The following is a 24,087-nucleotide window of genomic DNA, read 5'->3' as shown; positions in this document are numbered from 1 at the left end:
CCCCTTGCTTGCTGAATATTCTCAAAAAAACGGATACCTTCATTGCTAATTTGTTGGTAAGTATCATCACTTAACTTAAATACAGCAACACCACACCCTTCACGAATCCCAGAATCAGAGCCTATTGATAATCGATAAGATAGTCCAATTTCTTTAGGGATGAACTGTCGATACCAGTAATCTTCAAAGACAACCCACCCTAACACTGGAACACACACGGTTAAAACTAAAGTACCTACAACTTTCATTCCGACTTTACTTTCTATAATACGATAAATAATAAAATTAAAAACAACATCAGAATAAACAATAAAGCTAATATCTAGAAAAAATCAATCACATGCACAAAATCTGCACATAAATTACTTAACAAATCTACATTAAAAGCATAATACTTGCACGTAAAAAAATTACAGTAGATGCTACCTTCAATGTTTAAAAAGAACTGTAATTATATGATTAGAAAACTTATATTAGTGGAGATGATATTATTTATAGTATTATTAATACTTAATATCTACCTTCACTACCTGCCCATTAGTCACTTTGCTGAAACGCCACAACACCCTCCTCCCAAAGGAGAAGTTTACATTCCTTATTGCCTCAATGATGAATTATCATTAATGACGACAAACAAAACCGATGATCCAGGTTGTCTCGCTGATCATCCAGGTGAATTTGCAAAAATATTCATATTCATTGGTAGTCTGTTCTTATTAATAATTTTCCCTATCGTTTTTGCATGTATTGCTTTGGTGTACAACGTCATACGCCGAATCTTAAAAAATAAACATAATCTAGACACATTAAATGAGTAGAGGAGTTAAGGCAGGAAGACATAAAAAGAGAGAAAAGTTAAAGCATTAATAGTGAGGGATAAATTAAACCCTCACTATAACAACTGTTGTTGCTGCTATCACTAGTCTTAATAGACCAGACTAAAAACCCTTCATTATGGGTATATATTAGACGTGAGACTATACAATTAAGTCGCCCTTGGCTTGCTCATCGGCATGATAAGAAGACCTTACCAAAGCACCACTAGCCACTTTACTAAAGCCAAGTGATTTAGCAATATCGGCTAATTCAGCAAACTCATCAGGGTGAACAAAGCGATCAACGGCAAGGTGATGACGGCTTGGTTGTAAATATTGACCAAGGGTAATCATTTCGATGTCATGTTCACGCATATCATGCATCAGTTCAATCACTTCTTCCTTCGTCTCACCTAGCCCCAGCATAATGCCAGATTTAGTAGGGATATGTGGCACTTGTTGCTTATAACGCTTTAACAGTTGTAGCGACCATGCATAGTCAGAACCTGGACGTGATTTTTTATAAAGTGATGGAACAGTCTCCAGGTTATGATTAAAAATATCGGGCGGCTCTGCCCCCAAAATATCAAGCGCAACATCCATACGACCTCGAAAGTCAGGTACTAACACCTCAATTTCAGTTGTTGGACAACGCTGGCGAATCTCACGAATACAGTCAGCAAAGTGCTGTGCCCCACCATCACGTAAATCATCTCGGTCAACAGAGGTGATAACCACATACTTTAAGCGTAAATCTGCGATGGCTATCGCCAGATTCTTAGATTCATCAACATCAAGCGGGTTAGGTCGACCATGTGCAACATCACAAAATGGACAACGACGGGTGCAAATATCCCCCATAATCATAAACGTGGCTGTACCACCACCAAAGCACTCGCCTAGATTTGGACAAGAAGCTTCTTCACAAACAGTATGTAATGAGTGTTTTCGCAGTAACTTTTTAATACGGTCAACTTCAGGTGATGCCGACAATCTGACCCGAACCCAATCCGGCTTTCTCGGCATAGCTTCTTTCTCAGTAGGGATAACCTTTACTGGAATTCGAGCAACCTTTTCAGCACCACGCAGTTTAACGCCCTGCATAGCACGTTGCGATTTAGGTTTGTTCACAGAGGCATCAGTCATCAGCTAATTCCAATCATTTTTGGTGATTACTTCTTGGTAATCCAAGTGTGTTATCAGTTGCTGCTGCAACTGCTCTCCTACTTCCGCTACAGTTATTTCTGGTAACCAGTGCGCAAGCTGAGTCATTGCCATACCTGCATAGCCACAAGGATTAATTCGGCTAAAAGGTTCTAAATCCATTTTAACATTCAGTGCTAAACCGTGATAAGAGCAACCTTTGCGAATTCTTAGCCCTAAAGATGCAATTTTTGCCTGATCAACATATACCCCTGGTGCATCAGGCTTTGCTATGGCACAAATCGAATAACCTTTCAGTGTCTCAATAATTGTGTTTTCAAGGGCCGTCACTAAAGCCCTGACACCAAGCTGCTTACGCTTTATATTGATCAGCAGATAAACCACTAACTGACCTGGCCCGTGATAAGTAACCTGACCGCCCCGATCAACATTAACGACAGGAATATCACCAGGCGTAAGTACATGTTCAACCTTACCAGCTTGTCCTTGGGTAAAAATCTGGGGATGCTCTAGTAACCAAATTTCATCAACGTCATCCTGCTGGCGTGAAGCAGTGAATGCCTGCATCCGTTGCCATGTCTCTGAATAGCGCTGCAGCCCAAGATGCCTTATGATCACTGGTAATGACATTAGAGTACCATCGATACCCGGCCACTGGCTTTAAGGTCTTCAAACAAGGCCTTTAACTGATCTTCTCCTGTGGCACGAATTGTGACATTAACAGACATATACTTGCCATTACGGCTATCTCTAACAATCGCGCTCCCATCAAAATCAGGAGCATGCTTGAGAATCACTCGACAAACAAAGTCTTTGTAGTCAGGGGCAGCATTACCAATAACCTTAATAGGATAGTCACAGGGAAAAACAATTTTAGGTGACTCAGGTGGTGTAGATTGAGGCATAACAACATTTAAGCTCGAGTTAAACAGATCAGTGGTAAATCAGTAGGATGATTTACATATGGGTAGATTATAAATGATTCTCCCCAAGGAGGAACCCTTAGGTTGGTGGGTTTTCTCTGTATTCTGTTGCTAGCTGTTGTTTATAGCGTTGATAACGACTCGCAGTTTCATACCAAACAGGGCCTACCTTGCCGTCACCAACGGGTTGCTTATCCAGTATGGTTACTGGGCATATTTCTTTTGTAGAGCTGGTAATCCACACTTCATCAGCCTTGTGCAGCTCATCTTGTGACACCATCCGTTCTGACAATTGATAGTTTACATCAAACTGCAGCAGCTCGATGACCAAATCACGAGTAATACCACCTAAAATAGGCATACCTTTTGGTGGTGTTGCTATTTCATTACCTTTTACAATAAAGACATTGCTTGATGAACCTTCAGTTACCTGCCCTTGCTCATTAATCAAAATGGCTTCATCTGCACCAGCTTCTTCAGCTCGCTGACGATGTAACACATTAGGTAGTAGTGCAATTGCTTTTATATCACATCGTTTCCAGCGTAAATCCTCAGTGGTAATTGCAGTCATTCCTTGAACATGTGAGAAGTCCTCATCTAACTTCATTTGCAATGGTGTGGTCATTACCAAAACAGTTGGCTCCAAGCCCTTTGGCCACAAGTGGTTTCGATCAGGTGCCACACCACGCGTCACCTGCAAATAAATGGACTGGTGCTCGCCAGAATTTTGAGCTAATAGCTGGTCAAAAACCCTCAGCCATTCCTCATGCTTCAGTGGGTTTTCGATACGGATACTTGATAAACTAAAATCCAAACGTGCTAAGTGTTGTCTAACTCGAAAAGGTACCTGGTAAAATGCAGGAATAACTTCATATGCCCCATCCGCAAACATAAAGCCACGATCCATAACAGAAACCATGGCATCCTGCTGATTTATAAAGTGACCATTGAGATAAACCTGTGTCATCAGTCGGGAGCACCCATAAAGTTAAAGAAATAACTTATAAAAAAACAAGCGAATCTCGTCCCATATTACTTTGAAAAAACCAGCTTCATCTACTGCATCCAACGCAACGATAGGCACTTGCTCTAATATTTTATCATCCAGTTTAACCTCAATACTACCTAAGGTTTGACCTTTAGCCACTGGAGCTTCCAGCAATGTATTTAGTTGGATATCAGTCTTAACACTGTCAGTCTTTCCTCTGGGAACAGTAATAATCAAATCTTCAGTAATACCAACAGAAATTTTATCGGTGGTACCTTTCCAGATCTCTGCTTGCTGTAAAGGAATGCCCCCTTTTCTGATAGCTACATTTTCAAAAAAGCGAAAACCATAAGTGAGAAGCTTTTGAGACTCACTTGCACGCGCTTTCGGGCTTTTAGTTCCCATAACTACAGCTATTAACCGGCGACCATCTTTTTTAGCTGATGATACAAGACAGTAACCTGCCTCATCTGTATGTCCTGTCTTTAATCCATCGACATCATCATCACGCCATAGCAGTGAGTTTCGGTTTGCTTGGCGTCTTAAAGGTTTACCTGTTTTTTTATCAATACCATATTGGAAGTATTTTTCTTTATACACCGCGTAACGACTAGGGTGCTCATAAATAATCGCTTTAGCTAATACCGCTAAATCATGAGCTGTAGTGTAGTGATTATCTGCTGGCCAGCCTGTTGAGTTAACAAAGTGCGAATCTTTCATATTCAACTTTTGAGCTGTAGCATTCATCAAACTGGCAAAAGATTCTTCACTACCCGCAATATGCTCTGCAAGCGCAACACTTGCATCATTACCGGACACAATGATGATACCTTTTAGCAAATCCCGCACGGAGACTTTAGAATTCACCTCAATGAACATGAGGGAGCCTTTCATACGCCAGGCTTTTTCACTCACTAATACTTGATCATCAAGCGAAATATTCCCTTCTTTTAATTCATTATCAGCAACATAAGCTGTCATCAGCTTTGTCAAACTTGCAGGAGGAAGGCGCTTATTTGCATTATGTTCAACAAGTATCTTGCCAGTATCGGCATCAAATAAAAAATAACTTTTAGCCGCCAGTTGTGGTGGAGAAGGAATGATGGTGGCAGCCTGTACAGCGCCAACCAATAGAATGAGAGTTAACCCAATATAACATGTCACAAAATTTTTTTTCATGGCAACTGTAGTGCTTTAAATGAAAGTTAAGAGCTGTATTGCGCCCCATGCATCTGCTAAGAAATAATAACGTTAACGCTGGGGTGTACTCAAGAACCCCTTAAGAAGGTTTGGCAAATCGCTGTTTATATTTTAACTTATTGAACAATTCACAACATACTACTCTACCACCAAATGCGGCTTACCTAAGCGTGCTTCATTTAGCTGTTGTTGTATTTTGTTAACTACTGATGAAGATGGCAGAGGTCCAATACGCACTTTATGCAAAGGCCGCCGTGTTTCTGTACCCTCAACCACTTTTACAGGCATCCCAGTAAGCTGTTGCAAGCGATACCTTAATTTGAAAGCTGATTGCTGATCCTGTAATGCAGCAACCTGTAAAAAAAGCTTTTTAGAATGCGTAGCCGGAATGCTGGCTATCTGCGGTTTACTAACCGTTCCTGCATACATACCAGCCTTTGACTGTGTACTTGCCTGATATGAGCTTAATAGGTGTGATGAACCAGTGCTTTGTTGTGCAGTAGTATTATTCCGTGGTTTATTTGACGTTGGAGCATTTCCAGCCTTGTACGTACGAGGATCAATGCCTTCCACTCTCACCCTCGTTGTACCTTGTTTTTGAAATCCGAGCTTTAATGCCGCAGCATAAGACAAGTCAATTTCACGACCTTTAGCAAAAGGCCCACGATCATTTACACGAACGACTGCTGAACGACCATTCTTAAGATTTGTAACACGTACATACGAGGGAATGGGCAATGTTTTATGTGCCGCAGTCATACTGTACATGTTGTATGTTTCACCAATGGCTGTCGCTTTTCCATGAAACTTTGTGCCATACCATGATGCAACGCCTTGCGCTTGATAACCAACGGCTGTTTTTAGTGGATAATACCTTTTCCCCAATACGGTGTAAGGTGAGTTTTTTACTGGACCTTTGTGTATTTGAGGCACCGCATCGGGTATTTGGCTGGCATCAAAACTACCATTTGGCGCGCCATCATCAACATCTTTAAGGGGCATAGTGCAGCCACTTAATAATAAAAAAGACACCATTAAATATTTAATAGCGTGAGATAAAGAATAAGAGGGGTACCAGCAATTTTCAGCTGCATATTTAGATTTCAACACGTTGAATAAACCTATTTATCATTGAGCGTTAGCTATAAACCCTTCAACAAGGATAGCCAACATTGACTACCTTGTTGAAAAAGACTATTGCTAAGCCTCTTTAGACTTGGGCTTTGACTTAGGTTTTATTTTGGCTTTTATCTGGTCACTAAGTTGATGCACAGCCATGGCATAGAGAGTACTGTGATTATAGCGAGTGATTACGTAGAAATTATTTAAGGTTAACCAGTATTCTTTACCTTTTGCACCTTGTAGCTCAACCCCACGGGCTTTGCTTTCACCTAACAAGTTTGCATGCTGGTAACGCCAGCCTAGCTGTTGTAATTCTGAAACAGTTGATGCAGGTTTTAGGTCTTTTCCTATCCCTTTCTTAAACTGGTTACCTTTAACAGACACCCTGACAGCTACTGCTTCTCCAGGCTGCCAACCATGACGACGAAAGTAGTTTGCTACACTACCAATTGCGTCTACTGGATTACTCCACAGGTTAATCTTTCCATCATTGTCGAAGTCTACAGCATACTGACGAAAGCTACTAGGAATAAACTGCGGGTAACCTATAGCACCAGCATAAGAGCCCTTCAGGCTTAAAGGATCAACCTTTTGCTCTTCAGTCATTAGCAAGTAATGTTTCAACTCAGATTTAAAAAACGTAGCTCTAGGTGGGTAGTCAAAACCAAGGGTTGCTAACGCATCCAATACACGGTAACTGCCTTTATTTTTACCATAAAAGGTTTCTACGCCAATAATGGCTAGAATAGTTTCAGCAGGCACACCATAGTGTTGTTCCGCTAGTTTGAATGTTTTACGGTTGTTCTTATAGAACGCTACTGCAGCTTTAACACGCTGTGGTGTCAAAAAAATCTTTTGGTATTCACCCCATGTTTTCGTTTTTTCTGCAGGCCTGGAAATAGCGTCAAGAATACTTTGCTGACGTTTAGCATTAGTCAAAAGCTTAGTCAGTTTTTCCTCAGACATTTTATGCTGCGTTTTCATTTGCTGAATAAACGCTTTAGTTTCAGGATGGTTTGAATAATCACCCGCCCATACCTTAGCACTACCCATTGCGGCAAGCGTTAAATTAAACACAAGAACACCATAATTCATGTGCTTACATGTTTTTACAAATTTGTAAGGCATCTTTCGCATGCTTCACCCTACCTAACTGTTGGCTAGGATCTTGTCTGATAGAAAAATAACTAATGCTTTTAAGTGTGACCACAGGAGAGCCAAAATGACTTCATCCCTACACCAATTGATTTTGTTCACGCGACTTTGTCAGACAGTTCTCTTTCAAATATTTTCATAGCAGCTTATAAATAACAACGATTCATTTATTCTTCATTTAACGGCCAATCAGGTTACGATGTGTATACACTGACATCAGTATGCCAAACCCTGCCATAAGAGTTACTATTGATGTTCCACCACGACTAATTAGAGGTAATGGAACACCTACCACAGGTAAAAGACCACTTACCATACCAATGTTTACAAAGATGTAGACAAAGAATGTTAAAATAATACTACCACTCAACAGACGGCCAAAAATGGTTTGCGCCTGAACCGAAATGAATAAACCACGGACAATGATTGCCAGATAAATAAGCAACAAACACATCACCCCCGTTAAACCAAACTCTTCCGCCAATACAGCAATAATAAAGTCAGTGTGGCTTTCTGGTAAAAAGTCCAAATGAGACTGTGTACCTAACATCCAACCTTTACCATGAATTCCTCCTGAACCTATGGCCACTTTTGATTGAATAATGTTCCACCCAGATCCCAGCGGATCGCTTTCAGGGTTTAAAAAGGTCAATACCCGCTTTTTTTGGTATTCCCTCATCACAAAGTGCCACATAACCCAACCAGAGGGAATGGCAAGTACTACAGCTGAAGTAATCAACTGCCAACTTAACCCACCAAGTAGCAACACAAATACACCAGATGCGCCAATCAATAACGATGTACCTAGATCAGGCTGTTTAGCAATTAAGGCGACAGGAATTGTAATCAACACTAATGCAACAATCACATGCCGTAATTTTGGTGGGAGCATTGAACGACTGATGTACCAGGCCATCACCATAGGCATCACTAGCTTCATTAATTCAGAGGGTTGAAAACGCACTGACGACATTCCCGGCACCGCCAGCCAGCGCTGTGCTCCCATAGCCCCAACACCAAAAAGCAAGACACCCACGAGCAACAATACACCGAATAAAAAAACGGGTAACGACCAACGAGCATACATACGAGGTGGAATCTGTCCAAAAGCAATCATCACGACAAAACCAATGCCCAAATAAATGCTTTGACGTGTCATGATTTCTACACTACGTTCACTGGCACTATAGAGTACAAATAAACCTCCCCCCGTGAGCAGTAACAGTAATAACAACAGTATTGGATCGATATGTAAGCGCTGCCAGATAGAGGGTTCTTGTTGAAGAACATCCTTAGTCGACGACATAATTGCTTTACCCTTCTCCAGATGAAGGTGTGTTACTGTTACGCTCAAGCTTTTTAGCTTGCTCTATCGCTTGCTTTTCCAGCCTCGGTATTAAATAGGCATCCAGTATTTTACGAGCGACGGGTGCAGCTGCTGAACTCCCCCCTCCACCATTCTCAACAACAACTGCAATAGCAATTTGTGGATCATCAATAGGTGCAAATCCAATAAATAAACCATGGTCATGGTGTATTTTGGATAGCTTTGATGCATCGTACCGTTCATTCTGTTTAATGCCGACGACTTGAGCAGTACCCGTTTTACCCGCCATCGTATAAGGAATATCTCTACCAATTCGGTAGTGAGCAGTTCCTGAGCGGTCATGGACCACTTTACGCATAGCCTCATAAACCAGCTTCCAGTATTCAGGACTGTTTACCACAATATCTTTCATCGGCTGATCAGGCACTAGCTCGATAGGATTTGTTGATGATTTAAGCAGCTGCGGATAAACCCACTTTCCTTTATTGGCCAGCACGGCTGTTGCCGTTGCCAGCTGCAGAGGCGTTGCTTTCATAAACCCCTGACCAATGCCTGTAATCACTGTTTCTCCTGGAAACCAAGGCAGGTTACGTACTCCCATTTTCCATTCTCGTGATGGCATCAGTCCTGGACGCTGTTCACCAACATCTAATGCTGTTCGAATCCCTAAACCAAAACGCTGCAAATAATCATGCAGGTTATCAATCCCCAGCTTTAATGCTAAATCATAAAAATAGGTATCATTTGAGACAACAATAGCTCTCTCTAAATTGACCCAACCATGCCCGCCGCGTTTCCAATTACGATAAAGCCGTTTTTGATTTGGCAAGCGGTACCAACCTGGGTCAAATACTCGATTAGCGGGAGTCACAGTCTCTGTATTTAAACCAGCTATAGCGACAAAAGGTTTTATAGTTGAAGCAGGGGGATACTCACCTGAGCTGGCTCGATTGTAGAGCGGTCGAGCAGGATCATTAAGTAATGCCGCATATGCTTTAAAGCCAATACCTCTTACAAATGGATTAGGGTCATAAGAGGGTTCACTAACCATTGCCAGAATACCACCCGTTTTTGGATCTAAAGCAACAACAGCACCACGCTGACCACCTAGGGCTTCTATAGCGTTTTTTTGTAACTCTGTATCTAAATAAAGTGTCAAATCCGTGCCTGGTATCGGCTCTTTCTGATCAAGTACACGCAGAACCCTCCCACGTGCATTAACTTCTACTTCTCTATAACCAACTTGACCAAGTAAATGCTCTTCATAAAAGCGTTCTATACCAATTTTGCCAATTGTGGTCACACCTTTATACTTCTTATCATCAAGGCTTTTTTGCTCTTGGTCATTAATTCGCCGAACATATCCAATAGTATGGGTGTATATTTCACCTTGCGGGTAAAAACGAATCAAATCAGCTTCCACTTCAACACCGGGCATAAGGTGCTCATTCACTGAAATACGTGCAATTTCCTCTTCTGTTAAACGAAATTTCAAAGGCACCGATTCAAAAGGCTTCCGAGGTTTATTGCGTAGCCTTTTTTTAAACTGAGCAATTTCTTCAGGCTGAATTGGAACAATTTGTTGTATATCTTTAAGTGCTTTCTCTAAGTCAGGAATACGTTCAAGTGTGAGTGTTAGGTTAAAGCTTGGCTTGTTATCCGCTAATAGTAAACCGTTAGTGTCGTATATTAAGCCTCGTATTGGAGGTATATATTGGAGATGGATTCGATTTTCATCTGACTGAGTTGAATATTTCTCATGCTCCACAACTTGCAAATAAAAAATCCGGGATATCAGAATCCCGGTTAATATCACTAAAATGATGACGGCTTTTAATATTCGGCTATTAAAAATGCGATTTTCTTTACTGTGATCTTTAAAGGTCACTGAATCTGTCATGCTGTCATCCTGGGTTTTCCAACCTCCAGATTAACGATGATATGGGTGATTATTCAGGATGGTCCATGCTCGATAGAGCTGTTCAGCTACCAGCACTCTAACCAAGGGATGGGGCAGGGTTAATGGAGAAAGAGACCAGCGCTGTTCAGCCGCTTGGCGACATTGAGGAGAGAGCCCTTCAGGCCCTCCTATTAGCAAGCTGATATTTCGCCCAGACAACTGCCAATCTCCTAACTGGTGTGCAAGCTGATGGGTATTCCACATCTTACCATTGACATCTAATGCAATGATTTTATCCCCCTTACCAACAGCAGCTAACATAGCCTCGCCCTCTCGCTGAATCGCACGTTCAATGTCGAGAGATTTGCTTCGTTTTGAAAGGGGAATTTCCCGACACTCCAGTGACACTTCATTGGGAAGACGCTTAGCATATTCAGAATAGCCGTCAACAACCCATGTAGGCATCTTGGTGCCTACCGCAATGAGGCGAATTTTCATGGCAAGCCTTAACTACTTCTTTAAAAAAGGCTAAGCCTGTTGGTGCCCAAGATCAGATGATGATGTTTCCCACAACCGCTCCAAATCAAAAAACTGACGTGTTGAAGGCAACATGATGTGTGTGACAACATCTCCTAAATCTACCAGTACCCATTCAGCACCATCTTCACCTTCAATCCCCACTGGGCGAACGCCATTGGCTTTGGCTTTTTCAATCACGTTATCAGCAAGGGATTTGACGTGGCGGTTGGATGTTCCGGAGGCAATGATCATGTGATCAGTGACGCTGGTGAGATTTTTTACATCAAGGCAAGAGATGTCGTTACCTTTCAGATCTTCAAGTGCAGATATAACTACCTGCTTAAGTTCATCTGATTGCATAAAGCCTTATTTAGTCCTCTCTTTTATCATATTAAATTACATTATACTGTCAGCCAGCCAAGACTGACAGTATAACTGCAGATTATTTTCGAATATGTCCGTTGCCAAAAACGACGTACTTTTGCGAAGTCAGCCCTTCAAGCCCTACTGGACCCCGCGCATGGATTTTATCAGTAGAAATGCCAATTTCAGCTCCCAGCCCATATTCAAAGCCGTCCGCAAACCGGGTGGAGGCATTTACCATAACTGAGCTGGAGTCAACTTCAGCCAAAAATTGGCGAGAGCGCTGGTAATCTTCTGTAACAATTGCATCTGTATGATGTGAGCCAAAGGTATTGATATGTTCAATCGCCTCACTGACATCAGCCACAACTTTAATGGCTAAGATTGGTGCAAGATATTCTGTTGTCCAGTCTTCATTGGTTGCAGGTTTTACTGCAGAGATAATTACTTGTGTTTTAGCACAGCCCCGCAGCTCAACTTCATGCTCAGCATACGCAGAGGCTAATCTAGGCAGAATAGTAGGCGCCACAGACTCCGCAACCAGTAATGTTTCCATCGCATTACACACACCATAACGATGTGTTTTTGCATTAACAGCAATAGAGAGCGCCTTCTCTAGGTCAGCGCCATCATCAATATAGACATGACAAATACCGTCCAGGTGTTTTATTACAGGTATAGTGGCCTCTCGACTAATACGCTCAATGAGCCCTTTCCCCCCCCGAGGAACAATAACATCCACATATTCAGACAAAGTAATCAATTGCCCAACAGCCGCTCTATCAGTAGTTGCTATCACTTGCACAGCATCGGCAGAGACTCCAGATGAGTTAAGTCCTTGCTGGATGCACTTTGCTATTGCTTGGTTTGAGTGAATTGACTCAGAGCCACCTCGCAAAATAGTTGCATTTCCTGACTTTAAGCACAGAGCAGCCGCATCAATTGTTACATTAGGGCGAGACTCATAAATGATACCAATAACACCAAGTGGAACTCTCATCTTGCCTAACTGAATACCACTTGGCAGATAGCGCATATCATCAACAGCCCCTATCGGGTCATCTAAGGCCGCCACATGGTGAATACCTTCCACCATACTATCAATTCGTGGCGGCGTTAGTGCCAACCTATCTAAAAGCGCTGGATCCAACCCATTAGTTTTACCCTGTTCCAAATCCTGATGGTTTGCGTCAATGATTATTTTTCGCTGACTATCGATTACATTAGCAACTGCATTTAATGCTGCATTTTTTTGTTCTGTTGTTGCTTGTGCCATTAATCGAGAAGCGCTTCGTGCACGCTTTCCAACATCTTGCATATAAGTTGCAACATCCATTGAGATTTCCGCCATGAATAAAAAAATAGGTAAGTATAATGGTTAACCCTCAACGAAGCACTTTTAGGGCTAATAATCTAGTAATAGGCTCTAGCCAGCATATTTATATAAATTTAAAAGGCACCGTCAAAAGCCTTGTTGCTAACTTTCTCTTGAGTGTGATTGGCAAAGGGATACCTGTAAAAATACACTTCAAGCAAAGGTAAATTACATTAAACTAATCATCATCTTCAATTTCTCGATGGTACAAACTTCGCAATCTACCATTTATAAACTGCAAAACCACCTTTTCGTCATCTCGGGGAAAATAATAATACCACTCAAACACATCTTGATCTTTAAACTGACCAACTTCACTGCTACCCGCCACCCGCTTAACTCTTCGGCCAACACGCTTTTCCCGGCTTGGAGGACCACAGCGATAGCGAATATAAGGCATTACATCACCTATACTCACCGCACTCGACAAATCTTTGCATAACGCTGGATCACTTGATTTGTTTCCATACTCCTTACTTTCAATAGATACCAGGTCATCATCTTCAAAGCGTAAGACACGTACAAATTGATTACTACTTTGGGCATAAACAAAGTAAGTAACATCAAGAAAGCGTGTTTCGGCCAAAACATCGCCTTGTTTTAAAATAAGTTCTACTTGAAAGGAGTCTTGCTCTGTGGGTTGTCCACAGCGTTTTATCACCTTACCAACCGAGTCACCCTCTGAAATTAAACGATTACTGCAGCGCAAAGCGTAAGAAGGCACACTGACAGCCAATAATAGACAACAGGAAACTAACCACTTAAAAAGATGTCGCATGCTTTATATTTCCCCCTATAACGCCAAGTAAATTTCTGAGCATATCATCAGTAACAATATTTAATAACACTTGCACATCGCAAATCATATTGAGCTCAATACAATTAACACTAGTATTGATAAAAACAGTCTTAGTGAGTTCACTGCCATTGTTTATTTGTGACCAATGTTCTAATACTGCAACATTCAACAGACAATGCTTTTTTAGCTGGAGCAACACATGTCTACCCCTTCGCCATACAATACCCCAACACCTCAAGTGCTACCTGAAGCTCGTGATATTCAAGCTATTAAGCGCCCCAGTAGTCATGGCATTTCATGGTGTACATCAGGTGCAAAGCTTTTTAGTCAGGAGTGGTTATTGTTCTTAGCTATTGGGTTTATCTTTGTACTTCTTTCCGTTATTTCTCAACTTATACCTTTCATTGGTTGGATTATCTCCCCCTTGCTAACTATCCTCTTATGGGCTGGTTTTATGTACTGCTGTGAAAATTTAGAAAAACAAGGACAGTTTTCATTTAACCAGTTCTTTGTTGGGTTTAACCAGCAAACAGGCCCACTCTTGCTACTCGCCGCTGTTTATATTAGTGCTATGATGCTTATTTTCACGATAGCAGGGATGTTCCTATTGTTCACAGTGGGTATGGACTTTCTTGTCGCAATCCAGTCGCATCAGGGTGCTTCAGCAATGTCTGAAGAGCGGTTACTTCTTTTCGCAATGATCGCTTTACTCATGATCATGGCACTCACAATCCCCCTGTTAATGGCAATCTGGTTTGCACCTACGCTTATAATTCTTGATCAAAAGCCATTTTGGGATGCAGTAAAGCTTAGCTTTCAAGGTTGCCTGTGTAATATGCTGCCTTTTTTGGTTTATGGTCTTGTATTCCTCGTTATCGCAGCTGTTATCTTGTTACCACTCTTTGCCAGCTGGTATTGGCTCATTGCAGTCTTTGTACTTTATATAATATTTACTCCGATTGTTTTTTGCACAATTTATACCAGCTATAAAGATATTTTTGTACAATTGAATGATGGCGTTGCCATAGATAAAAGCCACTCTACAATTAAGTCACAGTAACAAGCTAATCAGTTATACCAAACAAGCAAAATACAACGTTAAATGTCGGTGTTTCTATAGCCAATAAAAAAAGTTTAAACGATTGTTACCCTTGAGGCTGTAAAATAGTTTGCCTGGCCATGATGCACTTCGGCTGCAGTGTAATCTGTTCTGCAGCCAACGGTCCCTTCTCTTCAAAAGCAATACTGGCTTTCGCCTCACAGTTTACCCAATAGACATGTGCAACAAAGTAGTCCTCTTGCAACTCTTTTAGCGAAGGCGGATACAGACTGAATAACCAGCCTCGATGACTTGACCACAAAAGCCAAATACCAACCAGTATAGAAACTAAACCACACAGTAAGACTAACCACCAGCGTGATCCAGTCGTTAAAAAAAACTGACGTATATAATGGGATAGCGAAATCTTGGAGAAAGGAAAGCTCAACTTATTCATGAGTACTGACTTTTAATACATCAAATATGCTTGTCAGAACTCATCTTAACGGTAGGTCAGCCAGCAATTGAGCAGATATTATACAGTATGTGACACTGTATTACTCTATCTATAGGATGAACTGAAAAATGGGAGGGATATCAATGCTAATAATTGAAGCATGTATACTATCAAACAACGTAAAAAAGCACTCTATCTAAGTTAGTTAGTGGAGTGAACTCAGTCCTGCCACAACATTACCGTCCTTGGCACGCTACTCACTACTAATCAAGCTTTATCATAGTTTGTCAACTGGTCCCTCCCCCATGCATTCTGATACTTATTACGTATGGTATCTAGAATTTCCTCATAGCTGGGTGCAGGAACCTCTGTAATCACCCCCCCACCTTGTAAGTACTCTTCAATGTGACTTTGGATTTCTACTCGCTGTTTTGCTTTTTCATTGGCAGAAGTATCAGTTTTCATCGCTAGCCCCAATAGACAATATCTTAGTATACTTAATTAAGTTCTATTGATTATGGTTACGAGTAAGCTGAGGTTGTTGACCATTTGGTCAGTAATTATTTTTTACTTCGCCCCAACATACTCCAAAGTATTAGCTAAGACGATTTTTTTATAATACGCAAGCCGTTAAAACATATTTAATGTTTTCGTTTACTCGAAGAAAGTATTCGAACGATTCTTCACTTACCTGAGATGACCAAAGAGTATTTTACAACTTTTGTGAGACACAAGATGTGCTTTTAGCTCCAAAAGACACTTATTGCTATACTTACATACCCATTCAGTATTATTACCCTTGTGAGATATTAACCTATATCCCATACAGTGCATGCTCAATTTTACCAGAAAGCTTTACACCCCTCTTAGCAACCCATAATATAGAGAAACTCGCCTGACTTATTTGTTTAAAACAAAAGATGCTCTAATTAGCTTTAACTAATTGCATTTTGCAGTTATCATTCGCCTTTTTTATGGATTAGCTCTCTAAATATATTAATGGGTAAACTAACAAAACATGTAAAAATTAGCGTTTAAGTGTGCTTCCTACAAAAGTATTTCCTCACCTAAGTTCTAAAGATAAGGATTATCACATGTTTCAGCATCACGCCATATTAAGCAAAGCCAAAAAACTGTAATACGCTTACTGGCTTATTTTACACACAGCCAAATCTCACCCATAAATGTGAAGATAATGACACAATAATCGCTAGCTTTTATCCTGTAAACTAGTTCCTAAATAAAGCATTTCGTTATGATCAACCCTCAACAACTGAAAGTCACTTAAGTCAAGAAGGTTAAGATACTGTTTTATTAAATATAAATCATGTTTCGTATATTATAATCACCCTATAAAATCTAGAATTCAATCAAACTTCTTATTTAGGTGGCAAAATTTAAACAATGATATTCCTCTGCCCACAACTAAGGGTAAATCGCCAACAAAACATCAATACCTAAATTATTGAGGTTACAAAAGTACTAAAAACTTACTACTAATAATTTTGCACAAACGCTTTATAACATGGTACTAAATAGTATCAGTCTATCAATAATGAGAGATTTTTATAAAAAGTGGTATAGCAATAGTATAAAAATGATTTGCTATACGTATAAACAGGTAAAAAAATGACGAATACCTAACTTTCAATCAACAGGATACTAAACGCTTAATTGCATGGATGGAAAAACAAACCCAAATGACACTATCGCCTCTGTAGTACCGTCGTTGGGTCTGGCCTGTTCAAGGATAACGAGAATGTTCAACAGCACAAAACCTTTGCATGAAATCAACTTAAATCTACTGGTATGCCTTCACGCATTGTATGAAGAACGCAATGTTACGCGCGCCGCTCACCGATTGAATATGACACAATCCAATGTGAGCAAGTCCCTTTCGCAGCTTCGACGCTTAATGCATGACCACTTACTGTATCGAGAAGATAATACACTTAAACTAACTCCTCTCTCGCACTCAATAAGAGACAAAGTCGCATTTATTGTACAAAATGCTCAAGAAGTATTCTCTTCTGGGGTTCATGGCAATACGCTTTGCAAACGTCGATTCACACTTGCCGCAAGTGATGTCAGTGTCACTTTTGGCTTTCCTCAGCTCATGAAATCATTTCTTAAAGATGCACCTCACGCCATTATTTCGTTAACCCCATGGCAAGAATATAACCCAGAGAGTCTGGTACAAGGTAAAGTCGATGTTGCACTATGTGTTTTTGAAGATGAACGCAATGGGCTCATTCTTGATAAAATTGGTTCGACAGAGCTTGCCTGTATAGTTCACAGCCAACACCCTATACTCCAACAGTCTCCTTCAGTTAGTCTCGATGACTACCTTCACTATAAGCATATTGCTAATACCGGAAATGCTAACTATTGGCGTGTTATTGATAAAGCCTTAGCAGAACAAGGATATCAGCGTGATATTGTTCTTGAAATACCACTGGTGACAGCTGTACTTGGGTTAGTAGAAACCTCTGATTTAATTTTGACTTTGCCCACGCCTTTATGCCACCTCATACTACTGCAAAACCCCAGACTGCAGATGTTTTCCTGCCCAGTTCCCGCAACCCTGGAGTATGGCTTGATGTGGCACCCACGATTAGACAAAGATGCTGACCACATTTGGTTCAGAAAGTTAGTTCGGCAAACGACAGTTGATAGCATTGCCGATATTATGTCGACAACCAAAAGTAAAGTGGCATAATTTACAATTTTATTATCCTGTTATTTCACTATATTATTTGATTTTCGCTTTAATTCATTATGTGCAAATGACATGAACAAAACCTTATGCTCAACGCCTCGCCAGGATGGTTTCTTTATGCCAGGCGAGTTTACGCCACAGCAAGCTGTTTGGTTAGCTTGGCCAGAGCGACTTGATAACTGGCGACTGGGTGCACAGCCTGCACAACGCGCTTTTGCTGCTGTTGCTCAAGCTATTGCAGAAACCACCACGGTTTATGTGGGAGTATCAGCAAAGGCTTACCCCTTTGCACGACAGGTACTGCCAGAAAAAATACGGGTTGTTGAGCTAAGTACCAATGACGCTTGGCTTCGAGATACAGGTCCTACAATAGTGGTAGATGACCAAGGTGAGCGTCGTGCTGTGAGCTGGCAGTTTAATGCATGGGGAGGTTTAGATTCAGGTCTTTACTTCCCCTGGGATCAAGACCAACTCGTTGCTCACAAAATCTCAGCACTACATGGTTTTCCTTGTTATCAAGCACCTTTTGTACTTGAAGGTGGTGCTATTCATGTCGATGGTGAAGGTACCCTGATTACCACGGAAGAATGCCTATTAAATCCAAACCGAAACCCAAATCTAAATCGTACTGAAATTGAAGGATACCTAAAGGACTATCTTGGCATCAAGCAAATAATCTGGCTGCCTGAAGGTGTTTACAACGATGAAACCAGTGGCCACATCGATAACCTCTGCTGCTTTACTCGACCTGGAGAAGTACTACTCAGCTGGACAGACGATCAAAATGATCCTCAATATTCTCGCTCAGTTAAGGCTCTTGAGGTGTTAAGTAGCAGTAAAGATGCTCAAGGTCGCTCATTGATAGTCCACAAAATACCTCAACCAGGTCCACTGTATATGACTGATGTAGAAGCGCGAGGATTACTCACCTGTGAGTCAACTTGGCCTAGACAGGCTGATGATCGACTCGCTGCCTCCTATATCAACTTTTTGATTACTAATCAGCTTATAGTGATGCCATTTTTGGACCCACAACAGGATGACCTTGTACAGCAACAATTTCAGGCGATTTTCCCAGATCATCGTATAGTAGGTGTCCCAGCTAGAGAAATATTGCTTGGCGGGGGTAATATCCACTGTATCACCCAGCAAATCCCAGCCGGAAATGGACTTCAAAAAGTGAAGTGAGACGATGCTTGCTACCACTCTGCTGGAGTAACAGCAACTCAGAAGAAGTTAATATAAGGTATTACGTAATGAAAATGACCAAATTAACACTAGGCTTAGTATCTGCGACTTTATTAAGCGGCTGTTTCAGCAACCCTTCAAAACCAAGTACCAACGACACAAACTTAGCCCCCTTAGAAAAATGTACTCAACTACTCCCTGCAGGTGAAAAATATAAGTTGTTCCTTGAAGCAACCATTGATACTCAGCATCAACAAGGTCAATCAAAGCCAAAGACAACGGGTGACTTTAGCATTTCAAACCTCGATCCCAATAAGCAGACAGAAGCAGAAATGCAACAAGTTATCCCTTTCACTAACTGTGTAGGTAAGCTTATTAAGACCGAGTTTGAAAGCACACCAGAAAGCTAGGAAAGGCTATTACTACGCCTTTTATCCCAGTAATCAGAAAATGAAATAGAAGATATGAGCAATCAACCTACAACCTTATAGCAAATATCCTACAAATAATTATAGCATTTGTCTGTTGGCTAAAACCTCTTCTTATAGGATCATAGACCCATCGAAGCGCTGGCAGCTAGGAAAGCTCAAGGGAAACAAAGCGAAAGGAAGCAAAAGGAATTCCAGCGTATCACCCAAGTGAATGGGTAGAAGGATCGGCTACAAGGACGAGCCACCAGGAAGGTGGTCGTTAAAAAACCTGCTTAAATAGCAGGTTTTTTTATGCCTACGACTCACACAGTTTATAGTCCTGTTAATCATTTGCATAAATGCCCCCCTCTTCACAAATAGGTTTCCCTGAAAACTCTAATAAACCTTGTGGAAACGACACATGTTCTCTCAACCTGCCAAATTGATACACACTTACATCGATGGTTGCCATCATTGACTTTCGATAAGGATATTTAGCATTAAACACTTTAATTGTGGGGATATCAGAACGATAAAAATCACTTTTATCTGCTCGTGCCGTCACCCTAATTGTTTGGGTTAACTTTTTAAACTCTGCTTGCAGCGTTCCATTACACTCATTAATTACTCTTTTCATACTTAAGCCCGATATTGCAGGATATAAAATCAAATTCAAGCGACCGGATAGATAACGACCCGCCCATAATTCAGTAGTTAAATGCCCAATTGAAGCTCCTGTAATCATGAATTGTTGCAGATCATTCATTCCCAACAGATAAAAGTTGCTAGCGGCACCTTCCTGTGTATACCACCCTTTATCAAGATACACCGTTCCATTACTGCTATAGCTCATACTTTGATCACTATAGCTATACTCAGAAGGAGTCCCCATCGAAAAAACAAACCAGTTTGGTTCAACAAAAGGTAAATCCATTATAAAACCAAATGGCGTTTGCCCAGGATTATGTCCGCCCCAATAATGTTTATGCTTACCTGTGTATATAAAAGAAAAAGTAAAATCAGGAAACATTAAGGTAACCTGATTATCAGTTGCATCTACATATCCAGGAATATAATAACGAAATGAGTCTGATCCTTTTTCTGCTGCATATAAAATTACTTCATCAAAATAATAATCAAAAACCTTCATTACTCCATTCTTTGGCGCAAAAACAAAATGCACATAACCCTTTTCTTTCATCTCGTTAGCATCAGGCATAATATAAGTCTGTAAACTTACTTTAAAATAACCTACATCTGGATCATTTAGGTAATAGAACCATTGTTCGCTCCAAGGCTTTTTATTTGGAGTATGTGGCTTTATATCTTCTAACGTAGTAGCATACACAAGACTTATAAAAAAATACAAACAGCTCAAAATATATATTTTTTTAAACATAACGAATCCTTTCGTATATCCAGCTTTTAAGTATCACGACAGAGATATTACTCAGTCTTTTACACAAATGGTAGCTTCCGAAAAATATCGCCCATTCGCACAGTGTGCATCTGTTTGGCAATGTTCATCTTGCTGACAATAACATTCCCCCCTTACATTACAACCTGGCGTTAAGTAATTACTTAACGGATCTTCACCACTTACACGCTCCCAAAAAGGATTTGAAAACGTATCATAAGGATCAAACGCCTGTTTGTAAGATAGAAAGTCATTCCATTTGGGATAACGAGAGGGCATATTTTCAAAAATAGCGACTGAATTTTTACCCCAGTGTGGCCGCGCATTGTATTTTCGTAAAGATAACTGCTCAATTTCTAAATTAACAAAATAATTTTTTGGAACCTCGCTCCCTTTTTGTCGAAGCGTGTATTCAATCCCTATATATGCAGAATCTCTTCCAGCATTCATTCCCAAATAGCTTGGCGATGACTTGCCAAATCTAAAGTAAATTCCATTTAAAGGAAAACATGTACGAGGATGGCTAGCAATAATTTGACGAACATCAGCAATCCAGTTTGGCAATTGTTTAATAGGAATACTGACTTCCTGCAATGCAATTGGCAGCCTATCCCAAACACATTTATTTGGATCTCGACATTGAAAATATTGCATTCTATCAGAGAATCCAATTGGATTTTTTTCAACTTTCCCAGTATCTACACTACGATAGTAAGATTTTGAGCGACCACTGTAACGAATTTTTGCCGCCAAGCATTGAAGCCCTGAACCAGGAAACTCGTGAAGTGCATCAAACAATAATCCAAAAAAATACTCCTCAATATCAGAAATATCTGCCTGTGCATTATAAGCATTACCTGGTGTTGATAGTGGTACAGGGTTATAAGTCGTCACTGTATAACGTCCAATTCCAGGAAACCACGCGATATTTGCAGAGTAATTACTTCTGGCAATTTTTAATATGCGATCCTCTAAGCCTGTATCATTTTTGTACCCATTGACCGAGGCTGCTACTTTAAAAGCATCCTCCAATTGCAAAGTAACCTCGACCACAACACCTAACACACCTAAATTAACACGTGCTGCATTCAATGCATCACCCGTTAACACCCTGATATCCCCAAGCCCATCCACAATTTTTAATTCAGTGACATAATCTGCAATCATATTACTTTTTTTTGTGAGCGTAGAGCCATGAGTACCACTGCCTAGCATCCCACCAATGGTAAACGTGCCCAACTCCGTTACCATATTAACTGCTAAAGACTGAGAACGAAGAAATTCATTCAGTACATTAAAACGCATCCCCCCTTGTACTGTTACAGTTTTTTTCACTGCATCGAATTTAAGGAGTTTATTCATATTTTTTAATGTAATTTGTATTTCACCATCTTTAGTACAAGCCGCATCTATTTGACTGGCAAATTTTCGATTTCCCGTCATCACTTTTCTATTATCTTGTACTGCTTGACGAACAATGGATTGAATTTCTTCAATGGAGGTGGGATCAAAAATAACATCTGGTCGGCATACATAAGTACCCTGGTAATTTTTTAGTACTTCCACTTCATCATTAGTCTTCAAAGCATTTGTATATTTTGAAATCGCGATAACACCCAAAATAGCTAAAAATAGCACCCACTTAGTCTTCATAACAACTCCCTTTGATCTCATTTAAACATACTTAAAATTTAGGAATAATATATTGATTAACAATATTTCTAACTTCCGATGTATGAGCACGGAGTTTTTCATTTAAGAAGTCAGTTAAATTAGATTTATAAGTAGATGAGGGTCGATTATTGGCTGTAGCAGACCACAAAGCATGGTTTGTCGTAGCAAAATTAAGTTTATTGTTTGCTAACATACAAATGGGCCCCTTTGCTAGGTTTTTGCTATCAAATAACCAGTATTCTTTGCCATTAGAACGGCTATCAAAAGGATATTTACGAACAACTGCTGTAAATAGATAACCATCATTTTGATTATAAGAATTTTTTTTAGGTATAAACTGAGGTGTGCGCATAACACAGTCTTCAGGAAACTGATAGGTATCTGTGATACGCATCTGACGACAGTCCATATGTATCAAAGCAGAAGGAATGCTATATGAAGGCAACTGATCATTACGAAATAACCGATTAGGATAATCAGCATAAGCTTTTGTCACTCTGGTTACTAGGTGCTCAGGCCGGTAACCCACAGCAGACCAATAAATATGTTCAAATGTCTCAGGAAACTGGAAATGACCACGATAAGCAGGATCATTCATATCCCAACATACTGTTTCATCACGAATTACTTTGAAGTCATTTTGTATTTCTCTGACTGAATCTGATAATACCTGTAATCTCACCCTGACTAAGCCCCCCACATCCACAGGCGAAACTGGATAACCGGCTATATCAGATTTAACATGCCCACCAAAATAGAGCCTATCAAGGTAAAACTGAGGCTCAGACTTATCCATAGCCCCTAAATACTGCCCATAAAGTGTAATTTCATTTTCATGATCATCGTAATTACACATGATATCGGAGGTATCAAAACTGAGGGTAATATAGTCTGCAACCACATTTTTATTAGAAGGGTTTAAATCTTTTTTTCTTATAACCCATACGGGTGTACGATGTTGTTGTGGTGTAACTTTTCTAGAACCTAAAATACGCGTACTTTCAACGCGAGCTGCCGTTTCAAAAATCAGTATATGGTGCCGAGTTACACTTAGTGAATGAGAGGTAGCCGTAATAAAAGCATTTTTTCCCGATCGACTAATAATATTCCATGCTTGAAACTTTCCTTGTAAGTTCCATCTAAGTAGTCTTATAAAACCATCTTTAAGGCCAGTCTCACCCATATTACCACCATAATTAATGGTAATACATTCATGTTTCTCTAAATCAAAATATGGATGACCTGTCGTTCTGACCTGAGGAAAAAGCCACTTCTCTGGTATAAAATGTTTTGCAATAGGGGGTAAACTGGTATGCCACTCATCCATATCACCAATAGGTGTTACAAGCTCTAATGAACGTCCATCAAACTCAAAAGGAATACCACCTTCATAGCTCAAGGCAAATCGGTTATCACCTAAATAGTTGGGTGCCGTATTGCAATAATTCATAAATCCCAGGTTTGGGCTAAAATATACTGCCCCCCCCTAACAGATAGAATGCATCGAGTAATGACGACGGGCTTATAAATTTT

The 24,087-nt window shown here is 40.3% G+C and carries 25 protein-coding genes; 5 read left to right on the top strand and 20 right to left on the bottom strand.

The genetic code is table 11. The features are described 5' to 3' along the window. Positions 1-248 (bottom strand): hypothetical protein (locus tag KCG35_RS19680; RefSeq protein WP_215821580.1); only part of this gene is annotated, 248 nt, incomplete at its 3' end. 234 nt (positions 249-482) lie between these two features. Here KCG35_RS19680 and KCG35_RS19675 point away from each other — a divergent pair. Next, positions 483-818 (top strand): hypothetical protein, encoded by a 336-nt coding sequence (locus tag KCG35_RS19675; RefSeq protein ID WP_215821579.1) that lies wholly within the window; start codon positions 483-485, stop codon positions 816-818. A 159-nt stretch (positions 819-977) separates the two neighbouring features. Here KCG35_RS19675 and lipA read toward each other — a convergent pair whose 3' ends face one another. From lipA to KCG35_RS19605, 14 genes are all read right to left on the bottom strand, one after another. Next, positions 978-1,961 carry a lipoyl synthase gene (lipA, locus tag KCG35_RS19670; protein WP_215821578.1) on the bottom strand — a complete coding sequence of 328 codons (984 nt, stop codon included), beginning with the start codon at positions 1,959-1,961 and terminating at the stop codon, positions 978-980. Between the two features lie 3 nt (positions 1,962-1,964). Beyond that, positions 1,965-2,609 carry a lipoyl(octanoyl) transferase LipB gene (gene lipB / locus KCG35_RS19665; protein ID WP_215821577.1) on the bottom strand — a complete coding sequence of 215 codons (645 nt, stop codon included), beginning with the start codon at positions 2,607-2,609 and terminating at the stop codon, positions 1,965-1,967. Next, a complete protein-coding gene (locus KCG35_RS19660; RefSeq protein WP_215821576.1) occupies positions 2,609-2,884 on the bottom strand; it encodes an HP0495 family protein in 276 nt (91 codons plus the stop codon). The genes lipB and KCG35_RS19660 overlap by 1 nt, the downstream gene beginning before the upstream one ends. Before the next feature lie 97 nt (positions 2,885-2,981). After that, entirely contained in the window at positions 2,982-3,869 is an 888-nt protein-coding gene (locus tag KCG35_RS19655; protein WP_215821575.1) for a D-amino acid aminotransferase, read from the bottom strand. 21 nt (positions 3,870-3,890) lie between these two features. Further along, positions 3,891-5,069, bottom strand: a complete 1,179-nt coding sequence (locus KCG35_RS19650) for a D-alanyl-D-alanine carboxypeptidase family protein (RefSeq protein WP_215821574.1) — start codon at positions 5,067-5,069, stop codon at positions 3,891-3,893. Between the two features lie 159 nt (positions 5,070-5,228). Then, the gene (locus tag KCG35_RS19645) at positions 5,229-6,092 is read right to left on the bottom strand and encodes a septal ring lytic transglycosylase RlpA family protein (protein ID WP_215821573.1); all 864 of its coding nucleotides are present in this window, start codon (positions 6,090-6,092) and stop codon (positions 5,229-5,231) included. Between the two features lie 198 nt (positions 6,093-6,290). Further along, positions 6,291-7,289, bottom strand: a complete 999-nt coding sequence (mltB, locus tag KCG35_RS19640; protein WP_309227464.1) for a lytic murein transglycosylase B — start codon at positions 7,287-7,289, stop codon at positions 6,291-6,293. Between the two features lie 256 nt (positions 7,290-7,545). Beyond that, positions 7,546-8,673 (bottom strand): rod shape-determining protein RodA, encoded by a 1,128-nt coding sequence (rodA, locus tag KCG35_RS19635; protein ID WP_215821572.1) that lies wholly within the window; start codon positions 8,671-8,673, stop codon positions 7,546-7,548. 7 nt (positions 8,674-8,680) lie between these two features. Continuing rightward, positions 8,681-10,594, bottom strand: a complete 1,914-nt coding sequence (mrdA, locus tag KCG35_RS19630) for a penicillin-binding protein 2 (protein ID WP_215821571.1) — start codon at positions 10,592-10,594, stop codon at positions 8,681-8,683. A 30-nt stretch (positions 10,595-10,624) separates the two neighbouring features. Beyond that, a complete protein-coding gene (gene rlmH, locus KCG35_RS19625) occupies positions 10,625-11,092 on the bottom strand; it encodes a 23S rRNA (pseudouridine(1915)-N(3))-methyltransferase RlmH (protein ID WP_215821570.1) in 468 nt (155 codons plus the stop codon). 30 nt (positions 11,093-11,122) lie between these two features. Beyond that, the gene (gene rsfS / locus KCG35_RS19620; protein WP_215821569.1) at positions 11,123-11,473 is read right to left on the bottom strand and encodes a ribosome silencing factor; all 351 of its coding nucleotides are present in this window, start codon (positions 11,471-11,473) and stop codon (positions 11,123-11,125) included. An 82-nt stretch (positions 11,474-11,555) separates the two neighbouring features. After that, entirely contained in the window at positions 11,556-12,812 is a 1,257-nt protein-coding gene (locus KCG35_RS19615) for a glutamate-5-semialdehyde dehydrogenase (protein WP_215821568.1), read from the bottom strand. A 217-nt stretch (positions 12,813-13,029) separates the two neighbouring features. Further along, positions 13,030-13,629 (bottom strand): DUF2845 domain-containing protein, encoded by a 600-nt coding sequence (locus tag KCG35_RS19610; RefSeq protein WP_215821567.1) that lies wholly within the window; start codon positions 13,627-13,629, stop codon positions 13,030-13,032. Further along, positions 13,613-13,849, bottom strand: coding sequence for a hypothetical protein (locus KCG35_RS19605; protein WP_215821566.1), 237 nt, complete (start codon positions 13,847-13,849; stop codon positions 13,613-13,615). The genes KCG35_RS19610 and KCG35_RS19605 overlap by 17 nt, the downstream gene beginning before the upstream one ends. Between KCG35_RS19605 and KCG35_RS19600 the strand changes: the two genes are divergently transcribed. Beyond that, positions 13,850-14,710 carry a BPSS1780 family membrane protein gene (locus KCG35_RS19600; protein ID WP_215821565.1) on the top strand — a complete coding sequence of 287 codons (861 nt, stop codon included), beginning with the start codon at positions 13,850-13,852 and terminating at the stop codon, positions 14,708-14,710. Between the two features lie 85 nt (positions 14,711-14,795). On the opposite strand, the gene KCG35_RS19595 is transcribed toward KCG35_RS19600, so the two are convergent. Further along, entirely contained in the window at positions 14,796-15,146 is a 351-nt protein-coding gene (locus KCG35_RS19595) for a hypothetical protein (protein ID WP_215821564.1), read from the bottom strand. A 267-nt stretch (positions 15,147-15,413) separates the two neighbouring features. Beyond that, the gene (locus tag KCG35_RS19590) at positions 15,414-15,611 is read right to left on the bottom strand and encodes a hypothetical protein (RefSeq protein WP_215821563.1); all 198 of its coding nucleotides are present in this window, start codon (positions 15,609-15,611) and stop codon (positions 15,414-15,416) included. A 1,294-nt stretch (positions 15,612-16,905) separates the two neighbouring features. Between KCG35_RS19590 and KCG35_RS19585 the strand changes: the two genes are divergently transcribed. The 3 genes from KCG35_RS19585 to KCG35_RS19575 all read left to right on the top strand — a co-directional run bounded on the left by KCG35_RS19585 (position 16,906) and on the right by KCG35_RS19575 (position 19,463). Continuing rightward, positions 16,906-17,865: a LysR family transcriptional regulator gene (locus KCG35_RS19585; protein WP_215821562.1), complete on the top strand. Its 960-nt coding sequence runs from the start codon at positions 16,906-16,908 to the stop codon at positions 17,863-17,865. A 72-nt stretch (positions 17,866-17,937) separates the two neighbouring features. Further along, positions 17,938-19,053 (top strand): agmatine deiminase, encoded by a 1,116-nt coding sequence (gene aguA, locus KCG35_RS19580; RefSeq protein ID WP_215821561.1) that lies wholly within the window; start codon positions 17,938-17,940, stop codon positions 19,051-19,053. Positions 19,054-19,121: 68 nt separating this feature from the next. After that, entirely contained in the window at positions 19,122-19,463 is a 342-nt protein-coding gene (locus tag KCG35_RS19575; protein ID WP_215821560.1) for a hypothetical protein, read from the top strand. Positions 19,464-19,806: 343 nt separating this feature from the next. Here the strand turns inward: KCG35_RS19575 and KCG35_RS19570 are convergent, their stop codons facing one another. The 3 genes from KCG35_RS19570 to KCG35_RS19560 are packed head-to-tail and all read right to left on the bottom strand — an operon-like array spanning position 19,807 to position 24,004. Further along, positions 19,807-20,862 (bottom strand): hypothetical protein, encoded by a 1,056-nt coding sequence (locus KCG35_RS19570; protein ID WP_215821559.1) that lies wholly within the window; start codon positions 20,860-20,862, stop codon positions 19,807-19,809. Positions 20,863-20,913: 51 nt separating this feature from the next. After that, positions 20,914-22,533, bottom strand: a complete 1,620-nt coding sequence (locus tag KCG35_RS19565; RefSeq protein ID WP_215821558.1) for a D-arabinono-1,4-lactone oxidase — start codon at positions 22,531-22,533, stop codon at positions 20,914-20,916. Between the two features lie 31 nt (positions 22,534-22,564). Beyond that, on the bottom strand, positions 22,565-24,004 hold the full coding sequence (locus KCG35_RS19560; RefSeq protein ID WP_230409278.1) for a carotenoid oxygenase family protein: 1,440 nt from the start codon (positions 24,002-24,004) through the stop codon (positions 22,565-22,567). Between the last annotated feature and the right edge of the window lie 83 nt (positions 24,005-24,087).

Source organism: Zooshikella harenae, from assembly GCF_018837975.1.
Classification (GTDB): domain Bacteria; phylum Pseudomonadota; class Gammaproteobacteria; order Pseudomonadales; family Zooshikellaceae; genus Zooshikella; species Zooshikella harenae.
The sequence above is the reverse complement of the archived record's forward strand: the minus strand, read 5'-3'. Positions and strand labels throughout refer to the sequence as shown.